The sequence below is a fragment of the Nostoc sp. UIC 10607 genome (genome assembly GCF_047228265.1).
In the GTDB taxonomy this organism is placed as follows: Bacteria; Cyanobacteriota; Cyanobacteriia; order Cyanobacteriales; family Nostocaceae; genus Nostoc; species Nostoc foliaceum_A.
In genome coordinates this window covers 52,337-73,233 of the sequence record NZ_JBIQNW010000003.1, presented here as the reverse complement: position 1 = coordinate 73,233, position 20,897 = coordinate 52,337, and the positions used below count along the sequence as shown (strand labels likewise).

The 20,897-nt window shown below is 40.3% G+C and carries 8 protein-coding genes; 1 reads left to right on the top strand and 7 read right to left on the bottom strand.

The window, feature by feature from the left end:
* The first annotated feature begins 150 nt into the window (after positions 1-150).
* A complete protein-coding gene (locus tag ACEYW6_RS03840; RefSeq protein WP_412978690.1) occupies positions 151-1,470 on the top strand; it encodes an MFS transporter in 1,320 nt (439 codons plus the stop codon).
* 27 nt (positions 1,471-1,497) lie between these two features.
* Here the strand turns inward: ACEYW6_RS03840 and ACEYW6_RS03835 are convergent, their stop codons facing one another.
* The 7 genes from ACEYW6_RS03835 to ACEYW6_RS03805 form a co-directional block, all read right to left on the bottom strand.
* Positions 1,498-3,540 (bottom strand): alpha-amylase family glycosyl hydrolase, encoded by a 2,043-nt coding sequence (locus ACEYW6_RS03835; RefSeq protein WP_412978689.1) that lies wholly within the window; start codon positions 3,538-3,540, stop codon positions 1,498-1,500.
* Positions 3,541-3,587: 47 nt separating this feature from the next.
* The gene (locus ACEYW6_RS03830) at positions 3,588-4,016 is read right to left on the bottom strand and encodes a GtrA family protein (RefSeq protein WP_412978688.1); all 429 of its coding nucleotides are present in this window, start codon (positions 4,014-4,016) and stop codon (positions 3,588-3,590) included.
* A 120-nt stretch (positions 4,017-4,136) separates the two neighbouring features.
* Positions 4,137-5,774 (bottom strand): glycosyltransferase family 39 protein, encoded by a 1,638-nt coding sequence (locus ACEYW6_RS03825; protein ID WP_412978687.1) that lies wholly within the window; start codon positions 5,772-5,774, stop codon positions 4,137-4,139.
* Positions 5,775-5,896: 122 nt separating this feature from the next.
* The gene (locus ACEYW6_RS03820) at positions 5,897-6,946 is read right to left on the bottom strand and encodes a class I SAM-dependent methyltransferase (RefSeq protein WP_412978686.1); all 1,050 of its coding nucleotides are present in this window, start codon (positions 6,944-6,946) and stop codon (positions 5,897-5,899) included.
* A gap of 261 nt (positions 6,947-7,207) precedes the next feature.
* Positions 7,208-8,575, bottom strand: a complete 1,368-nt coding sequence (locus tag ACEYW6_RS03815; RefSeq protein WP_412978685.1) for an MFS transporter — start codon at positions 8,573-8,575, stop codon at positions 7,208-7,210.
* A 107-nt stretch (positions 8,576-8,682) separates the two neighbouring features.
* Positions 8,683-9,531, bottom strand: coding sequence for a cupin-like domain-containing protein (locus tag ACEYW6_RS03810; RefSeq protein WP_412978684.1), 849 nt, complete (start codon positions 9,529-9,531; stop codon positions 8,683-8,685).
* 224 nt (positions 9,532-9,755) lie between these two features.
* Positions 9,756-20,882, bottom strand: a complete 11,127-nt coding sequence (locus tag ACEYW6_RS03805) for an amino acid adenylation domain-containing protein (RefSeq protein WP_412978683.1) — start codon at positions 20,880-20,882, stop codon at positions 9,756-9,758.
* Positions 20,883-20,897 lie beyond the last annotated feature (15 nt).

Here is a 20,897-nt window from a genome sequence, read left to right as displayed (position 1 = left end):
GCGATCGCTAACTTTATCTATGTATATCTACTCCGTGATCTAGAGTTTACGCACTTCGTCTTAGTTAAAATAAGTAGTACTTTCATTTCAACTCGACCAAGTATACATATAATACAGAACGACAACTAAATCATAATTTTATACATAAAAATGCGTATTTTCACATTTATTTGGTTAGGACAACTAATTTCTCTGATTGGCGTGTCTATGACCGGGTTTGCTCTGGATATCTCGGTATTTCAGCAAACTGGCTCTGCCACCCAATTTGCTTTCCTTACCCTGACTTGTACGATACCGCTCATCGTTATTTCGCCAATAGCAGGCACATTAGTTGATCGTTGGGATCGTCGCTGGATCATGATTATTAGTCATGCCTGTAAAGGACTATGTACCCTAATTCTGATACTACTAATCAGTATTGGTCAATTAGAGATTTGGCACATCTATCTTAGAAATATCATTACTTCCATCATCGGTGCTTTCCATACGCCTGCTTATAAAGCTTCCATTACCTCTTTGGTGCCTCAAGAGGATTTAGCACGGGTGAGCGGTATGATTCAATTGGGCATGGGCATTCAGCAAATCATTTCGCCTTTACTAGCAGGTATTTTACTGGCTATTGTTAAGCAAAAAGGCATTCTGATTATCGACTTCGCAACCTTACTGGTTGCCCTTGTTCCCCTTCTGTTGGTGCGATTCCCTGAGATCAGCCCGGTTACTGAAGCGAATGAGTCCACTCCGCCTACCTCATTTTTGCGAGAAACACTCTACGGCTGGACTTATTTAACAGAGCGTCCGGGACTACTCAGCTTTGTGCTTCTGTTCACCATTTATCAATTCTTGGTCGGCTTCGTGAGTGTACTAAGCTTTCCCCTAATTCTTTCATTAACTACGCCAACTAGCTTAGGACAGATTGCATTTCTTAGCGGTCTTGGTATGTTCGTGGGGGCTATAGTGATGAGCACATGGAAGAATAGTTGGCAGAACTTAATCAGCCCTGTTCTAATCACTATGTCGGTAAGTGGGGTATGCATTGCCCTTGCGGGTTTACGCCCTTCTATTATCCAAATTGCGATCGCTACTTTACTTTTCTTCCTGACTGCGCCTTTCATCAATGGCTCAGTGCAAGTTATTTTGCAGACAAAAGTTGCCGAGTCGGTACAGGGAAGAGTATTTGCATTAACCGGAGCAATGTGGGGGGCGGCTATACCGCTCGCTGCGATCGTTGCAGGCCCCCTAGCTGACTATGTTTTCGAGCCACTGATGGCTTTTGATGGAGTTTGGTCTCAAGTACTAGTTGGCCAAATAATTGGTTCTGGGCCTGGTCGTGGGATTGGACTATTGTTTGTAATTATCGGGTGTTTTATATTAATAACAGCATTTATTGGCTCCCAATACCCTGCCATCCGAGACTTGGAAGTTAATGTACCTGATTTTGAATCTTCAGCAGGCAATGTTACCCCCATGTAGGGATTAAAGAGACAATAAAACTTGCTTCTATTCTTGAGCTTTACTTGTCACCTGTAATAGTCGTCCTAAGACAAATGTGAATGGTGGAAGTTTAATTCGCATACCACCTTCCACAAGATGGAATACTCCCCCCGATGTAGCAATTAACATATCGACTCCGCAGAACTTGCCGTACCAATTAGGAATCTTTAAAGCCTCTTCAACTACTGGTGTAGACCCCAGGTTCATCGCCACAAAAAGCGGCTGTTCATCCTCTGCACCATGAATGAGTACACACCAGAGACCATTATTCCTAGAGCATAAGAGAGTGCGGTTTCCACTATGAATTAGTCTATTTTGAAACCTAATTTCGGCAAGCTGTCGAATTAGTAAAAAACTTGGGTGGTTTTTATTATATGGTTCAAAAATTTTGCGGTTAATCGGCCCAAATTCCCACACACAAGCAGGGTTATCAAACATATCTTCCCGCACATAGCAATCATGACCAATGCACTCACCTGTATCCTGGTGTTGATGTATCCCTAAAGCGCCAGAAAATTCTTGCTCTGTTCCTTGATAGATAGAAGGTATTTGTGGCCCTAAAATTAAGCAAGCAAGTGCAAAATATAACCGGACTCGCGCTTCATCCTGATTTCCTAGACAACTTAAGAAGTGATGGAAAATTCTACTTGTGTCTTGGTTATCGAGAAACATAATATTATGCCGCCAACCAGCATAATATGGGTGCGATGGCTCTAGAAAACCGCAAAAATAATCTGCCAAACCCCCTAGCCAATTACCATCAGCCAAAGAACGCTTGACAGCATAATAAGTTGGGTAGTCGATCAGATTTGAAAATTTCGCTCCATTGTAGGCAATTACTTCTTCGTGAGTACTGCCAGCGTGTTCGGCTATTTGCAGAAACTGCTTTTTTCCAAGATAGGCAGCATACCTTGATATCTCTTCAACACAAGGCTCCCAGAAGTCAAGACCAACGTGACGTGCTGAATCGTATCGGAAGCCATCAATGTCTGTTTCTGCAATCCAGTATTTTAGGTGTTGAATCAGTAATTCTCGGACGTAGCTTGTCTCTGTTCGCCAATCTTCTAAGAAGCCAAAGAGCCTTTGATTTACCATATCAGTGTATTCAGGCCCGTGGAAGAGTAATGTGTTACGGGCTTCTATAGGAAAAGGCATAACCGCGGAGCCATCACCTTGCACATACTTGAACTCTCCGCCTGGTGGCCCCCCATACTCTTCCCAGTTAATACTATCTGCAATATGGTTGTTAACAACGTCTAAAATGACAGCAATATTAGCTTCATGAGCAGTTTTCACCAGTTCACGCAGACACATAAGTGTACCCAAACGTGGATCAACCATCAATAGGTGGATGGGATGATAGCCATGATAGCCATCAGCAGCATTGACATAGACAGGGCTGAGGATAATGGCTCGAATTCCTAATGACTTCAAGTATGTTATCTGCTCAATTACGCCCCGAATCGTCCCACCATGACTTGTATAGGGTGAAGTCGGATCATATTTGACTGCACTCAGACCAGTGTAGTTGCTGTCTGCACTGCGAGCAAATCGATCAATCATGATTGAGTAAAATAGACGTGCTTCCCAATCATCGGGACTAGATGTCATTGCAACCTTTGGTTTTAGTCCATATAAAGGCTGATTATCTACATAGCCCAGAAATACAGATGGGATTTCAGCCATTGAGCGGGGTGCTTCATCACAGACTAACAAAAAATGCGATCGCGTGCTTGTATGTTCATTACCAAATGTATCGACATAACCTAAACTGTAACGATATCCTCCCCCGCTATCCATAGGCGGTAGGATGGCTGAGAACATTTGGAAGCCATTTTCTATAACGCTTTCAGCTTGTGCCGTAATTCGATCTGAATCGGAATAACCTTGTCCATCATTCAATTCATAAACTATCTGACCATAATCTGGATTTTTAAATAAGTGAACACCAAATCTGATGGAGATTTTTTCATCACTCCTAAACACCCAAGTATATGGTGCTGTGCTAGGGTCTAAATGTACTTCACAGTATTCGTCAAAATAACGCATAGAGCATTCCTACGAATTAAAAATGGTGAGTTAGCAAACAAGTTAGCTCAGGTGATGGACTTATCTCTCAAAACATCTACTTCTGTCTCGCTTATTTGCCAATTCACCTTCCAGTTGAGCGAAAAATTCCAAAAAGTTACACCAACAATTGCTACTAATTTTGCAATGTATTCATTCATCTCGAATTTATAAAAGAGCCAATTTACAATTAAACTATTAAAAATCAGTCCAAAAAAACAAATTAGGTTGAACTGGAAAAAACGTCGCAACCGCTTGTCTAATTGTTTCTGAATAGATACATCACCAAAAGTCCATAGATCATTCCAGATAAAATTATTAATGATTGCTATCTCTGTTGAAAGTATTGCACTTGGAGTTAACATCCAACCCAATAGAGTATGTAAAATATAGAATCCTCCGAAGTCTACAAATACATCACTTAAACCCACTATGGCGAAACGAATTAGCCTATTCACAACCAGCCAAGAAAGCCTTAAACACAGTCGATTTATTAGAATATTAATCTCAAGACATTGGTTCATTCGGCTTATAGGGTTTTAGTTTTTACCACTTAATACAGTCTCAAATTCTACTGTTTACGATTGCTCAATTTTCTCGAATTGCCATAAACCTCCAGGTGGTAGATTAAGCACTTTAATAACTTTCAAAGAATAGGTTTTATCTTGCTCCAGTTGATGAAATAAACTACTATTATTTTGCATAAATAAAATGTGACTATATTTCGGAGGAATCAGTAACAGACTATCATCTGCTACTGGAAGTAGGCTAACTTTTGGTGAATAACGGCTTAAGGTTAGGATTCCTCCCAAATTAATAGGAGAATCATTAATTACCAGTAAAGGTCTCTCTGATTCCTTAAGAAATTGACCTGTTTCTCTGATAAATTGTCCATCCGATTGCGTCCACCAATTTCCAGCTTGAAAAAATCTGACATCAGAAATCAACCCAGCTATCAGCAATCCGACTAGTAGGGATTGAGAGATGTTTTTCTGCCACATCTTTTCTTGGAAAATATGAAAAGCTAAAACATAGGCTACAATAATTTCTAGGCTGAGATATAAAGGCAATTGGTAGCGAACTTGGATGGAGCGAATTCCACCAGAGATTAGATCATATATTACTAACAATAGGCTGGTAAATCCTCCCATTAAAAAAATTAATAGGCTGGTTTTATACTTGAGTGTTTTTATGATGAAAAAAATCAAATAACCAATCAAACTTAAGCTGAATATTAATGCAGTAATACTATAAAACAGAGAACCTTCAAGAGTAAAACTATTAAACGCAAAAATATCTGAAGTTAAATTAAGATCGAAAAATATTCGGGTAACTCGAATCAGAAAAATAGCGATTAGCTCAAAGGGATTATTTATCCATTTTACTGCCGACCCTGAAGTAAGCTCTAGTGCTGTCCTAGTGTGGGGGATGATCGCAATCAACCAAGGCAAAAATATTAAGAAGGCAGCAATACTAACAAGCAGATAATTGAGTAAGGTTTTCGTGAAGCGAAAATGTTGTTGAATAACTACATAAATACCATGACTGATCATTACCAAAACTGTGAATAAATGGGTATATAATCCCAAAGCTAAGGTGAGGGTATACACAACCCAATTTACTTTATTTTCTTGTCTAATAGTTCGCAATAATGCAGCACTAGATAGTAAAATTTCTACGATCCACAAACTGTATTGACGGGCTTCTTGAGCAAAAAATAACTGCAAAGGAGAAACGGCAACCAATGCCATCGCCACCCATCCCACAACGGTCGACTCAAACAACTCTAAACACAGCCAATACACGCTGGGAAATATCAACATACTGATGAGTGCTGATAAACTCCTCATCCCAGTAGGTGAATCTCCAAATACTTGTGCCCACAATCTCACCATTACGTAATATAAGGGGGGATGCTGTGGGTCTGAGGTGATTAAGTAATTCACTGTATCAGCCACACCATGATCTGGATTAATATGCTGGTATTTGTCGAAGATGGTAATAGGAATTGCGCCTTGATAATTGGAAACTTCCTGTTTTAGCTCGGCTACCGTGTGACCAGAAATTGCTACAGATGTCCAAGATTCATCACAGCAGTATATTTTGTGTCCTAGATGGGCAAAGCGAAAGAAAATACCTAACCCGATGAGGATTATTACTAAGATTTTTAACCAATTTGGGGGATTTACTTTTGCTAGTATTTGTAAATTGTCCATTTATTGCGAGAAAGTTGTTGTTATTAGCACCGATTGGAGGGTCTTTTAATAGACTGTAAGGTATCATTTATGGTTTGGAGTCGTACTCTTTGCGCTAACAGCACCTTACGAAATCCTCAGACTCAAATAGGATTGCTATAATCATCATCCATTTTCTTAGCAACCACGACCATATCAATCAAATGCATTTTTTTTAAAGTTTCATTTTGATTAACTTGGTATTCAAGGTCTAATATTTCTGCAACACTTTCTATCGGTTTGATTGGTCGATAGAGGCGGGCTTGAATTTGCGGGTATTCAATATATGTGCCCACCTGCATAGTTTTATGAGTATACAACTCAGAATGGTAAGCTTCCCATTGCTTGATGGTAAATAGCGGTGTAGCAGGAAGTTGATAAAATTCTGATTCAGATTTGAACTCATCCCCAAATGTTTCTTGCAATGTGGGATTAAAAGGGTTGGTAAGGAGGGTTTGGAAAAGGTCAAAAGGCATGTATCGAATCCCTAACCCTGCGGAATGTCCATTTTTACAAATATCAAAAAATTCTTCTCGTGTAATTAAAATATGTTGATGATTAAACTCTTTATTGTCACGAAAGTGATACAGAATGGGAGACTTGCAAGCAAAGATCGCTAAAGAACCGTTCGGCTTAAGAAATTTATAAAAAGCAGCAATACTTTCTTGAATAACATCTAAAGAAATATGTTCAAAAATGTGGGAGCAAACGATCAAATCGAAATTACCATATTGTGATATTGCTTTACTTTGCATCACATCATTCAGGAGATGGACTTTCTCACTTTTTAGTGGTGATGAATAGATTTCTTTTAGCAATCGTTCATATTCATTGGTTTGTACAAAGTCATCATTATGTAATTTTTTTAATAGTTCATTGTCTTGGTTAATTAAACATTTGGCTACTAGTGAAGCGTGTAAGAATCTCCTGAGGTCTGGTTCGACCATAACAATCTTTTTAGCTGTCCATAGGCGAGGAAGTAATCTTCCTAATCCACATCCAGCATCAAGAATGACTGCATCAGGCGTGATCAAATCCTGAATGTTATTAGTCCAAACTTCTTTATCTCTAGCTTTCCAAGCTTCATGAGCCACATCTGTAACCCATTGGTATGGGTCAACTGTATCGTAGGTAGTAGCAGTGATTTTTTCCATTAAAGATACCTCAATGATGCTAAAGCAGAATTTGGTTATCATGTACTAGCAACAGATGTTAAGAGACAGATGTTGCGGTTATAAAAACTTTAAAATAACGGATAGCTGGCTTTAATTATCTTTTTGTATACTTAAATATCTATAATTAGTTAATAAGTTATTACCTGTTTTGCTTAATACAAAAAAGTCTATAAACTAATTTAAATTAGATGTAAATAAAAGCAATAAACCTATGTTTATCCACCTCCCTTAGATATTTTCTTAATGTTCTTGATCAAACGTATTTATTATCATCTTATTGTTTACTATTTCTCCATCACTAATTAATAATTCTTCATTCATTTCTTTCAATACAAAATAATTGTATAAGCTGATTGAGATGATTAAAACAAGTAGCCCTTCAAGAACCATCAAAAAACCAATTCCACGCCCTGAACCAGTTTCAATTACCCGCCCTACAGTACTAGCAAGTAGCCCATCATTAGATAGCATAGGTTCCAGAAGTCCATCGGTTAGGGGACTGGCACTAAGATTACCAAAAGCCCCACCCAAGCCTGCCAAAGTGTAGAACAATGAAAGAACACGTCCCTGAACATTTTGGGGTATGCTAGTTTGCAAAATTGTACTATTAGTACTTAGAATAATGGGCAAGGTAAAAAATGAAATAAAAATGCCCAAGGCGATGGTAGGAATAAAGGGTTTAATGCCAGTGATTAGTAGACCTATCCCATTTAATGCCGAAAATATAAATAGAGCAGAGATAGATTTTTTACCTCCTCCCCAGATACTCATAAGGATGCTGCCAGCAACCATCCCACAGCCGGCAATTGACATTACACTCCCAAATGTTGTAGCTGAAGAGAAAGATAATATTAAGGGATTAATCAAGACAGAAGTCATGCCGTTCACAAAAAAATAAATTGTCATGAATGACAGTAGAATCAGCAAGAAAAAGCGAGAAGAAATATTTTCCCAGCCATAAACAATATCATTGAGGATGGTAGATATTCCCATTGTTGACAGAATACTAGATTCCGGCTGAGGAATATGAATAAATATTAGGGTTAACAATGCAATTAAATAGGTAGACAAATCAATCAGCAGCAAGCCCTGAAGTTGTACATTAGCAATTAGTAGACCTGCCAAGATTGGTGCAACCAGTTGTCCTAATGCTGTGCTGAACTGAATCAAGCCATTAGCTCTCCCCATCTGATTGCTAGGAACCATCAAAGGTAAAGCAGCACCTTTGGCAGTCATTTGAAAAGAGCCGCAGACTGAGGTAAAAAACGCAGAAACATAAGTATGCCAAAGTTGTAGATTGCCAGTCAGTAACAGTACAGCAAGTGTGAGTGTGATTAAAGCCGCAGCTATTTCACTAAAAATAATTGTCCATTTTCGATTCCATCTATCTATTAATGCACCGACAAAGGGAGTGATTAATACACCGGGCAATGTTGTAAAAAATATAACGAGGCTAAGTTGTGTAACAGCATGAGTATTCTGATAAACCCAGATACCTAAACCAAATCCTGTTAGGCGATTTCCAATTTCAGACAGAGACTGCCCCAGCCAAAAGAGGGTAAAATTACGCAGTTCCCGAATTAGTTCAATTAGTTTAGTTACATACATATTTTATAAATTAGATGTATATTTTTTGGCTTGTAAGGTTTCAGGAGGTAAATTAACAAATGTTCTGAGGTTGAAAAAATTGCTTATTATACCATTCTAATATAGAATCATCGACTAAAAGCTCTCTTTAAAATAGTGGGTATTTGTGCTGCCAATCTCCGCCCAGGAGGAGTTAAAAATTGACTAATAGGTGGCTTAGACCAGAAATTTACAGAGATATTTAGCTGGTGATTTGAATTTTCTAGTGAGTATACTTGATGCCACCAAAAAGCAGGAATAAATAAAATTTCACCGAGTTCAACAATACACTCCAAATATTTGGCTTTTTGGAAATTGGGAAATTTATCCAAATCTGGCTTCTCAATATTTATTTGGCTCATGTGGGGGATTTTTGAACCAGCCGGAAAAGGATATAATGAAGATGTTTGTTGCGGGTCAAACAACAGAAAACGCTTGCGATCGCTAACTTGAATAAATAAGTTATCCATTGCGTCATAATGCAATGGAGATGTGTTACCGCCAGAACCAATCCAAATAGTTGGATCGACAAATAACTTTTTATCAAAATATTCTGGAAACTTAATATCTTTTAAGAGTTCGGGAAATTCTGTAGGAATTGACTGTTGTTGGAGATAGTAGAATTTATCAAATTTAGTTTTTGAACTCAGGATGTTGATAAAGTCACTAAATTGCATTCTCTGTCTCAAATTAGCAAATCCATTTTCCAGATTACCTGTAAAAATACTATTTTGAGAAACACTTATCTCAACCTCTTTATCACTGAATAAGCTAGTTAGATAATTCGCAGTCCATAAAGAGAGAGCATTCCAATCATTAATAGCACCAGTGATGATGACGGGTCTTCTAGGAGAGAGAAAATTCCTTTGGAATTCCTCTCTTGTCGGTTGTTCAACCCGTTCAATGTACCTCACTGTGGTTAAATCATGTTTACTCATTAAAAAATTCCTATTTGTAGATTTTTTCAGATCATCCCACACCTAAAAGGGGATGGGATAACACGAAAGACGGTTGACGGTTAACAGTCATCAGTCGACAGTTAAGGGCGGCGGGGCGGCTATCCCGGACACCCCAAAAAGCAAGTGGGCTTCCCGCCGCCTTGGTGAATAACATGAAATTTACTGTTGTCCTTGATTTAAAAACATGACAATTCAGCCTTTTCTCAATCCTTTTTACGTTTTTCTTGCAGAAGTTTAGCCTTTTCTTCTGGTGTCATTTGTTTGAGGCGTAAAAACGCTTTCGCTATTTTTTCAGTGCGTCCCACTTGAGGTTCTCGCGCCAATAAAAGTTGTGCCATTTTTTCAATTCTTCGCGTATCAAAAAGTTCTCGTAATTCTAAATCAATCAAAAATACTTTTCTAATGCGAGCATGAACTTGGGCGGCCAATAAAGAATGTCCGCCCAGTCGGAAAAAGTCATCCATAATTCCCACCCTATCGACTTGCAGAATTTCTTGCCAAATATAGGTTAATGCTTCTTCGATCGCATTTGTCGGCGCTGTATAATCAACTTGATGATCAAACTGATTTGGTAAGGGTAGAGCAAGGCGATCAACTTTATTATTAGGTGTTAGAGGCATCGCATCTAGAAACACCCAAGAGTCAGGCAGCATATAATCGGGTAGTTTTGCCAACATATATGATTGCAAAGTTTCGAGAGGGGGTTTTTCAGCTTCAGATTTGACAACTAGATATGCAACAAGCTTTTTACCTGCTACAGTATCGTCAATAGCTTGGACAATAGCTTGTGCGATCGCAGGATGAGTTTCTAAAATGGTTTCAATTTCCCCTAGTTCGATACGGAAACCACGGATTTTAACTTGGTAATCGATGCGTCCCAAAAATTCAATTTCACCATTGGGTAGCCAACGCGCTAAATCACCAGTCCGATATAATCGCTCACCGGGATTTGTGGCTAAGGGATTGGGAACAAATCTTTCCGCCGTCAAATCTGGTCTTTGGCGATAACCTCGTGCTAATCCTGCTCCCCCAATCAACAACTCACCTACAACCCCTTCTGGAACAGGATTACCAGCATTATCCCAAATATAAATTGATGTGTTGGCAATTCCCCTACCTATGGAATGTGCATCCTGTTGCAGCTTAATTTCTTTGACAGTAGACCAAATTGTGGTTTCCGTTGGGCCGTAAACATTCCACAGATTCACCTGAGAGTTGAGAAGAGAGGCGGCTAAATCAACTGGCAAAGCTTCTCCACCGCAGAGGATGCGAAAACTATCATTTGGTTGCCAACCAGCAGCCAAGAGTAATCTCCAGGTAGTTGGAGTGGCTTGCATCACCGTGGCTTGGGATGTTTGCATTAGTTGAGCTAACTTAAATCCATCTCTGGTAGTTTCCTTGTCAGCTAGGACTAATTTTGCACCGCTAATTAATGGTAAGAAAAGTTCTAGTCCAGCAATATCAAAAGAAATTGTAGTTACTGCAACCAGGGTATCAGCAGCAGTCAGTCGCAGTTTTTCTTGGAAACTGAGGAGGAAATTCACCAAAGATTCATGCTGAATTTGTACTCCCTTGGGTCGTCCAGTGGAACCGGATGTATAGATAACGTAAGCTAAGTGGTTGTTACCAGCAACCGCAGGTGGTGCGGTATTTGGTTGGATCGAAACCGAATCTAGTAACAGAACTTTTGCTGATGATGCTGGAAGCGCTGACACAAGTTGATCTTCGGTGATGATTACAGCCGCCGCGCTATCTGCAAGCATCCACTCCAGGCGATCGCGCGGGAAGGTAGGATCTAGTGGTACATAGGCCGCGCCTGCTTTCATAATTCCTAACAATGCTATTAGCAAACCTGCATGACGCTCTAAACAAACCGCCACTAAGGTTTCTCGCGTCACACAAAGTTGCAGTAGTGCGTGAGCAACTTGGTTAGATTTGCGTTCTAAAGCTGCATAGGTTAGGGAGGGGAAAATAGCGATCGCATCGGGAGTTTGAGCGGCTTGCTGACTGAATAATTTATGTATTGGAGTATTGGAGTAATGGGTAATGGGTAATGGGTAATTTACCTTACCTAATTCCGCTTTCGATAACAAACAAATTTCACCGATGAATTGCGGTTTTTCGGTAACAAAACTGGTCAATATCTGGGTTAGATGATGTAATATATCTCCTCGTGTTTTTGCACTCCCAATCTGCTGCCCAAAAGCGATTTTCAGCGTTAAATCATCTCCTGGTAAGGCATATAGACTGATGGGGTAATGGTTTTTCTCCAAAGATTCAACAGAATGGATCGCCAGTTCTCCGGGATTTTGACGCAGGCTTTCTTCCACTGGGTAATTTTCGTAAACCACAATGGATTCAAACAACGGTTCTCCTCTCTTAATGTCACTCCATCCTTGAATATCTACTAAACGAGTGAAGGAATATTGATTAATTGCCGAGATGCGATCGCGCAATTCTATTAACCACGGTTTTAAGGGTGTGGCTGCATCTAATTTTAGACGCAAGGGTAAGGTGTTAATAAATAAACCCACCATCTCTGCAAAACCCGATAATTCGGTAGTACGTCCCGACACGGTGACACCAAAAACCACATCTTCAGAACCACTATATCGGCTCAAAAGAATTCCCCAAGCCGCTTGCACTAAAGTATTTAACGTTACTTGATTCTTTTGAGCAAAGGTTTTGAGTTGGGTGTAAATTTCCTTGGGGATAGTAGTTTGTAAGGTTTGGTAATCATCAGAGGAGTGTTTTTTAATACCAAAAGTAGTTGCTTCCCGGAAACCGCTTAATTCTTTGCGCCAGAAAGATTCTGCCAAACCAGATTCTTGTTTGTGTAACCAAGCAATAAAATCTCGGTAGATGGGTGGTTGTGGTAAATTTGGGCGTTCTGTTTTAGCTTGGTAAAATGCGATCGCATCCCGGAAAACTAGCGGTAATGACCAACCATCCAAAAGGAGATGATGGTGAGTCCAGAGAAATTGCCATTTCTGTTCTTGGGTTCTCACTAACGTCATCCGCATCAGTGGGGCCCTTTCTGTTGAAAAGCTTTGGTGGCGGTCTGTTGTTAACAGAATTGACCATTTCATTGCTACTTCATTAATATCGCATCCGCGCCAGTCTTCGTAGACAAAGGGCAAATTGACCCGGCGGTGAATGCGTTGCAACGGTCGGGGTAAATCGCGCCAGACAAAGGAAGCGCGTAAACTAGGATGGCGGTTAATACAAGATTCCCAAGCCTTTTTAAAAGTTTCTACGTCTAGAAAACCCTCAATTTCACCACTCACCTGTTGCAGATAAATATCTTTTTCTGATTCATAATTTGCATGAAAAAGTATTCCTTCCTGAACAGGGGATAGAGGATAAATATCTTCCACATCGGTAGTTCGCGCCAAAGCAATAACCAGTTGTTCTGAATTAAGGTTAGCGAGGGGAAAATCAGCAGATGTTAAACTGTATTCTTGATGGCGGCTAGTTGCTAACAAAGTCTGTAAATGTTTAGAAAAACTATCTGCTAAACGGCGAATTGTTTCTTCTCTATGTAAAGCTTTGCTAAAACCAAACCGCATTTGGAGTTTGCCATTAGCAATTAAACTAGTAATTTCTAGTTGAAAAGCCCGCCTATTTTGTGGGTGTCGAGATAGCCCGACATCTTCGTTAGCTGGAGTAAAGGATGCTGCTTGGGAAAGGTTTTCATCAAATTGCCCCAAATAGTTAAACAGGATGCCTTGGGGAATTGGCGGTAAGATAGATGCGAATTCTGATTTTTGAGAGAGGATACCGTAAGCAAAGCCATTATTTGGCAAGTTCCGCAACTGTTCTTTGACGCTTTCTAAATTGCTGAATTTACTCTTTTGAGATTTCTCTAATTTGTAGGGGAAAAGAGATGTAAACCATCCCACAGCATCAGAGACATCAATGGCAGTAAAATCGCTTTCTCGTCCGTGACTTTCTAGGGCAATTAATATTTTTGATTCACCTGTCCATTCTGTCACCACTTCTAAAAGAACTGCCAGTAAAACTTCCTGAATCCTAACTTTGTGAGTGCGTGGTAGTTCATAAAGGAGACTATCAGTTTCATCTTCGCTAAAATTGCATTCTATTTGAGTAGCAGAAATTTCTGTGTTCTCTGCTATGCCATCAGGAAAATCAAGGGGTAATTCTGAATTAGCTACTTGTTGGGTTTTCCAGAAAGCTACTTCTTCTTGCCAATCAGAATTTTCAGTTAGGGTGTGTAAATGTTGAGTCCACTGTGGAAAACCGACACTATGAGCAGATAAGGAAATTTCCTGTTCCTTTTGTAAAGCATTACAAGCGATCGCTAAATCCTGCAAAATGACGCGCCACGAAATACCATCAACGATGAGGTGATGAATAATTAGCAGTAACTTATCGGATTTATTCTCATCAGTATGGAAGTAGACGGCGCGAAAGAGAGGCCCAGTGGCTAAATTAAGTTGTGCTTGAAATTGACTGGCAATTTTTTGTAATTCTGTTTGAGAAATAGCAGTCAGGTTAACAATATCAAAATTTAAAACATGACCATCATCATCTAACCATTGTATCCACCCAGTTTCGGTTTGGCGGAATCGCAGGCGAAAAGCTGGGTGACTTGCGGCAATATAACTTAATGCAGTTTGAAAATGTGACGCATTAAATCCCGGTTTGACATCCAATAAAACCGTCTGATTCCAGTATTCAGGATGTTCTAAGGATTGCTGGAAAAACCATTGCTGAATAGGAGTTAGCGCTACTTCACTACCTACAGAAATTGATAAAGCATTGGGTAATTTTGCTGTTGTTTTAATATGAGGTACAAGTGCTGCAACTTGGGGATTGTTAAACAAATCTTGTGGCGTGAAATAAAGTCCAGCATCCCGTGCTTTAGCAATAATTTGCAGGGCAAGAATCGAATCTCCTCCCAGTTCAAAGAAGTCATCTTTAATTCCCACACGGGATACTTGTAGTACTTGCTGCCAAAGTTTAGTTAAAATCTCTTCAGTTTTGGTTTGTGGGGCGATATATTCCTCACGGGCTATGATATTCTCTTCATCAGGAGCGGGTAAAGCGTTAAGGTTAATTTTCCCATTAGGCAGTAACGGCCAAGCATCGAGACTGACAAACACCGAAGGAATCATATAATCAGGGAGAAGGGCAGATAATTGCGATCGCAAAACTGTTTGCCAGGATGTCGGTGGTGTTTTCAGTTCCAGATAAGCAACTAGTCGATTGGGTTTACCAGGAGTAGCAATAGCTTTGGTGACAGCCCGAACTACCCAAGCTTGTTTTTCTAAAGCTGCCACAATCTCGCCAGTTTCGATGCGGAAACCTCGAATTTTGACTTGTTGATCTGCACGTCCTAGAAACTCAATCCTACCATCAGGTAAATACCGGGCGCGATCGCCTGTGCGGTACATCCGACTGCCTGCATTTTCAACAAAAGGATCGGGTAAAAAGCTTGCAGCGGTCATGCTTGGGGCATTCCAGTAACCACGAGCTAATTGGGAGCCAGCCACAAATAATTCACCCGGTGTACCAATAGGCACAGGTTGCAGATGAGAATTTAGGATATATAAACGAGTGTTGCTGACTGGTTTGCCAATAGGAATAACCTCAGTAATTTCCTTTTCTCCACAACAATGAAAAGCAACATCAATAGTTGTTTCCGCCGGGCCATAAAGATTCACCAATTTAGATGCAACATCTCTAAACTCATCCCACACCCGTCTTTTCAGCGCTTCACCACCGCTAAAAACTAAACGCAGACATGAACATTCAGAAAATCCCGGTTCACCAAGGAGCATTTCTAAAAGACTCGGTACTAATTGCAGCAAAGTCACATTTTCTTGCTGAATAGTTTTGACTAGATACGCCGGATCTTTATGACCTCCCGGCTTCGCCATCACGAGTTTAGCCCCCACCATCAAAGGTGTCCAGAATTCCCACACCGAAGCATCAAAGCTAAATGGTGTCTTTTGCAAGACTACATCCTCACAATTCACCCCAAAAGTCTCTAAAAACCAAGCTTGATGCTGGGCCAAAGCCCGATGGGAAATCGCAATACCTTTCGGTCGTCCAGTAGAACCAGATGTAAATATGATATAGGCGATATTGTCAGCCAAAACCTGAATTTGTAAATCTTCAACAGATTGAACTGCAATTTCTTCCCTATAAATATCAACACAGATAACTTGACAAAAATCATCCAAAAACTTTGCTGTACTCTTATTCCTCTGCGCCCTCTGCGTCCTCTGCGGTTCGTTTTTCCCATTCCAAATTTCTAAATCAGAACGAGACAGCAGCAAACTAACATTAGCATCCTCCAACATCGACTGAATACGCACAGCCGGATAATCAGGGTCAATTGGCACATAGCAACCACCTGCCTTCAGAACCGCCAACATAGCGCAAACCATGTCTAAAGAACGTTCCAAACAAATACCCACAGGCTGTTCTACACTAATACCAAACTCACCCAAAAATCGCGCCAACTGATTAGCTTTTTGATTCAATTGGGCATAACTCCAACTTTCTCCCTCACAAATAACAGCGATAAAATCAGGATTTTCTGCTGCTTGTTGGGCGAAAATTTCATGTATTTGGTATTGGGAATTAGTAATTAGGAATTGCGAATTTTCAATTGAGCTATCTATACTTAATTCACGATGAGCCTGTGGATTTGCAATTAGCAACTCTAAACTTTTTTGGCAATATTTAGCAACATTATTGATTTGCTCATCATCAAATTGTTGACGATCATAGGTGATATTAAACGAAAGAAGTCCCGCTCCTACTTCCTCACTCCAACTGACAGCAAAAGGAATATTTGTTTCATCCAAAGACTCCGCCTGGATTAATTCTACTTCCCGCCAATTGAGCAGTCCTTGATAAACGTGAAAATGAACAAAATTGAAGGAACTTTCATATAAAGGTTGATTCCCATTTAACCTTTGCAATTCTGCCAAAGGAAACCGACGATTTGGCATTAACTCTTGTTCAGCCCGCCAAGTTTCTACAATTAAATCAACCCAAGAACCTCTTGGTAAAGACAAGCGTAATGGCAATGTATTTAAGAATAGTCCTAAAACGCGATCGCTATCAGTTTCTGTCGGTCTACCACTGCTCACCAATCCAGTAACCACTTCTGTGTCGCCAGAGCAAAAACCAATAACTTGGAGATGAACTGCTAGTAATAACGTTTTTAGAGGAACACCCAATTGTTTAGATAAAGCTTTTAAGTTGTGGGAAATTGTTTCTGATAAAGTGAGATCAAATTTCCCCATTTTTGTTTCTAGGGGAACGACACCCGGCCACCTTGGTACTTTCGTGAAGGGAATTTCCGCCAGTTTATTTTGCCAAAACTCTCGCTGATTACTATCAACCAAAGCTTGTTTTTCTAAGGTAATAAACCTAGAGTATTTCAAAGCTGGTGGAGTTGGTGGCGCAGGTACACCCCGATCAAGTAGATATAGGTATAAGCCTGTTAATTCTGATAAAAAGTTAGCTAAACTCCATCCATCCATGATGGCATGATGCAAAGTAAAAGATGCTTGCATCACATTTTCATCGAGTAGATGAATATGAAAACGCATTAATGGCGCACTCTTGTAATCGAAGCGATTTTCCCGTTCGTTGGCAATAAATGTTTTTACATAATCATCTTGTGCAGAGGGCGATAAATTAGTTAAATCCTCAAAAACAACTTTAGGAGTTACTTCTTTAACAACTGCTTGAATCGGTTGACTAAATTCAGCTAAATAAAATGCCGTCCGTAATATTTGATGTCTGGCAAACATTTGGGTATAAGCTGTTTCCCAAACTTTGAGATCAAAAGGTATACGAATTCGGAAGCTGAAAACATCATGGTAAGTTGTAGAACTTTGTGAATATTCACCATGAAAGAGCATTCCTGCTTGCAGTTGTGCCAAAGGATAGGCATCTTCAGCCCAATTTTGGAGCTTTTCTTTATCTGCAAGTGAAATTAAAGCGAAGGGTTCTTCATCAATCTTATCGCTGTCTACTACTTCTGATTCTGCCAACAATGTGGCTAAATCCAACAGCACAGGATGGGCAAAAATTTGCTCTAACTTTAAGTTCAATCCTTGAGTTTGTGCGAGCGAAACAACGCGAATACTGCGGATAGAATCGCCACCCAAAACAAAATAATTATCAAATCGTCCGATGCGATTTATACCTAAAACTTGTTGCCAAATGTCAGCTAAAATTTCCTCGATGGGTGTAGCGGGAGGAACAAAGGCAACTTCAAGATTTTCCCGTTTAATTTCTGGTGCGGGTAGCGCCTTGCGATCAATTTTACCGTTGACTGTCAGTGGTAATTGTTCCAAATAAACAATCTGCGACGGTATCATATAATCTGGCAAATGCTGCTGCAAATAATTTCGCAGTGTTTCGATGGTTGGTTGCTTTCCAGGAGTACAAACTACATAAGCAATTAAGCGTTGTTGATTGCTTTCCAGACTTTTCACGGATTCTGGAAAACTTCTCTCCAAACCTTTCTCCTGCAAGGAGAGAGGCTTTGAATTCTCCCCCTTCCCTTGTAGGTGGGGGGTTAGGTTTCGCGTTAGCTTTTCCACATGACCTGAATTGTCAAGATTGCTTTGGGCTTCAGAATGAACTAAAACAATAGTTTCCTGCACGTCAGGGAACTGGGAAATAACGGCTTCTATTTCGCCAATTTCAATGCGGAAACCGCGAATTTTCACTTGATAATCTATGCGTCCTAGATATTCCAAATCGCCGTTAGGGAGAAAACGCCCTAAATCACCAGTACGATACAAACGAGATGGTGAATCTACTGAAAAAGCATCTTCCACAAAGCGTTCTGCGGTTAATTCTGGTCGATTAAGATAACCACGCGCCACTCCAGCCCCCCCAACATAAATTTCACCAATTACTCCAGTTGGTAGGGGATTACCATCAGAATCCAGGATATAGAGACGTAAATCGGGGATTGGTTGACCAATTAAGCTACCAGATGAGTCATCTATATCTTTTTTGCTAATAACTCTATAGGTGACGTGGACTGTTGTCTCTGTAATTCCGTACATATTCACCAAGCGCGTCTGATTTTCTCCATGACGTTCAAACCAGGGACGCAAACTTGGTAAATTCAGGGCTTCGCCGCCAAAAATGATGTACCGTAGGGGCGAGACAATCTCTCTCACACTCGATTCTGCTGCTAGTAATTGAACAAAAGCAGAGGGAGTTTGATTCAAGACAGTAACTTGCTCATTGTGAAGCAGCTGAAGGAAGCTTTGGGGGTTACGGCTGACACAATAAGGAACGATTACCAGTCGCCCGCCATAAAGCAAAGCTCCCCAAATCTCCCAAACGGAAAAATCGAAGGCGAAGGAATGGAAGAATGTCCAAACATCCTGCTCGTTGAATTCAAACCATTGCTGGGTGCTGCGGAATAGTCGGGTAACGTTGTGCTGGGTGACTAACACGCCTTTGGGTTTCCCTGTCGAACCAGATGTGTAGATAATATAAGCTCCTGAGTCAGGGTCAAGAGTATCTTCTATCAAAGGTTCATTGCTTTCAGTTAAATAGGGCGCATCTTCCCCATCCAGACAAATTTTGAGTGTGGATTCTGGAAGTTGGGGACTGATGGTAGTTGTGGTGAGAATTAATTCCGCTTCACAGTCAGAAATGGTAAACTCGATGCGATCGCGAGGATAAGTTGGATCAACAGGAACATAAACACCCCCTGTCTTAACTACACTCAACATAGCTATAATCAGTTCTGGAGAGCGCTCCAGACAAATCACCACGCGTTTATCTGCACCAATACCTTGCTTTTGGAGATACCGAGCAAGATGGTGAGAACGACGGTCTAGTTCTTCATAGGTAAAGCTTTCATTCTCAAATGTCAAAGCAATGCGGTCTGGATATTTGCTTAGAGTTTCTGCAAACATTTCCCTGATGGTAATTGGTGATTCGTAATTGGTAATTAGCCTGTTATTAATTACCGATTCCTTATGACCAATTAACGATAAAGACTGCAAAGGTGCTTGAGCATTATTTGCCATGTTAAACAGTAGATGGCAGAATTGCTCTAGCAATAATTCCATAGCCACCGCATCAAAGCGACTCGCATTGTAACTCAATTTGAGTGAGAGTCCATCCCCCGGAACAACCACTAAAGTCAAGGGATAATGGGTAGTTTCAAAGAAAGACGACTCAGGAACATTCAACCCAAAATCTGCTGTTTTTAACGATTTATCAACCGGAAAATTTTCAAAAGCCAGCAAAGTTTCAAACAGTGGTTGTCCTCGTGGAACATCACTCCATCCTTGAATATCTGATAGGCTGGAATGTTCAAACTGACGCATTAAAGCTGTGCGTGCTTGCAGGTTTTGCAACCAAGAATCAAGGGTTTTTTCGCCAGATATTAAGACGCGAAACGGCAAAGTGTTAATAAAAGGGCCAATCATCCCTTCTACATCTGGTAGTTCTGGGGGTCGTCCCGCTACTGTAATTCCATAAACTATGTCTGTATTGCGGCTATAACGGTTAAGTAATATTGCCCAAGCCCCCTGAATCACAGTGTTGAGAGTGACGCTACAATTACGGGCTAATTTCTGCAATAAATCAGTATTTTCGGGCGATAATTGATGTTTTATTTCTCCACTTTCAAAAGCACTACTTAGCTTTGCTTTGGACAACATTAATAAGGGAGTAGCACTTTCAAAGCCACTCATATATTCACGCCAAAAGGATTCACCTTCTTGGGGATTTTTCTGTTTTAACCAAGCAATAAAATCACCGTAAGGGCGCACATTTGGCAGGGAAATTTCTACATTTTCTTTAGCTGCTTTGTGCAACATCAAGAATTCACGTAGTAGTATCGGCCAAGACCAACCATCCAAAATTAGATGGTGGTGACTCCAAACTAAATCCCAGCAGTCTTCGCCTAGACGAATTAAGGTTACCCGCATCAAAGGCGGACGATTAAGAATAAATCCCTGTCGTCTATCTGATTCGAGAAATTCTCTCAGGCGGGTTTTTTGGGCGGAGTTACTTAAACCACGCCAATCTTCTTCTGCTATCTTAAATACGAGATTGCGGAATACAACTTGTACGGGTTCAGTTTGCCCTTTGGTGATAATCGCAGTCCGTAAAATTGGATGGCGGTCAACTAAAGTTTGCCATGCTTGGCGGACTGCAACTACAGAAACATTTCCTTCTAAACGGCAATGGAATTGCTCAAAGTAAATGCCAGATTCTGGTTCGTATAGGGAATGAAATAATAATCCTTTTTGTAAGGGTGTGAGGGGAAAAATATCTTCAATTTTATCTTTTAGGTTCATATTATAATAATCCTG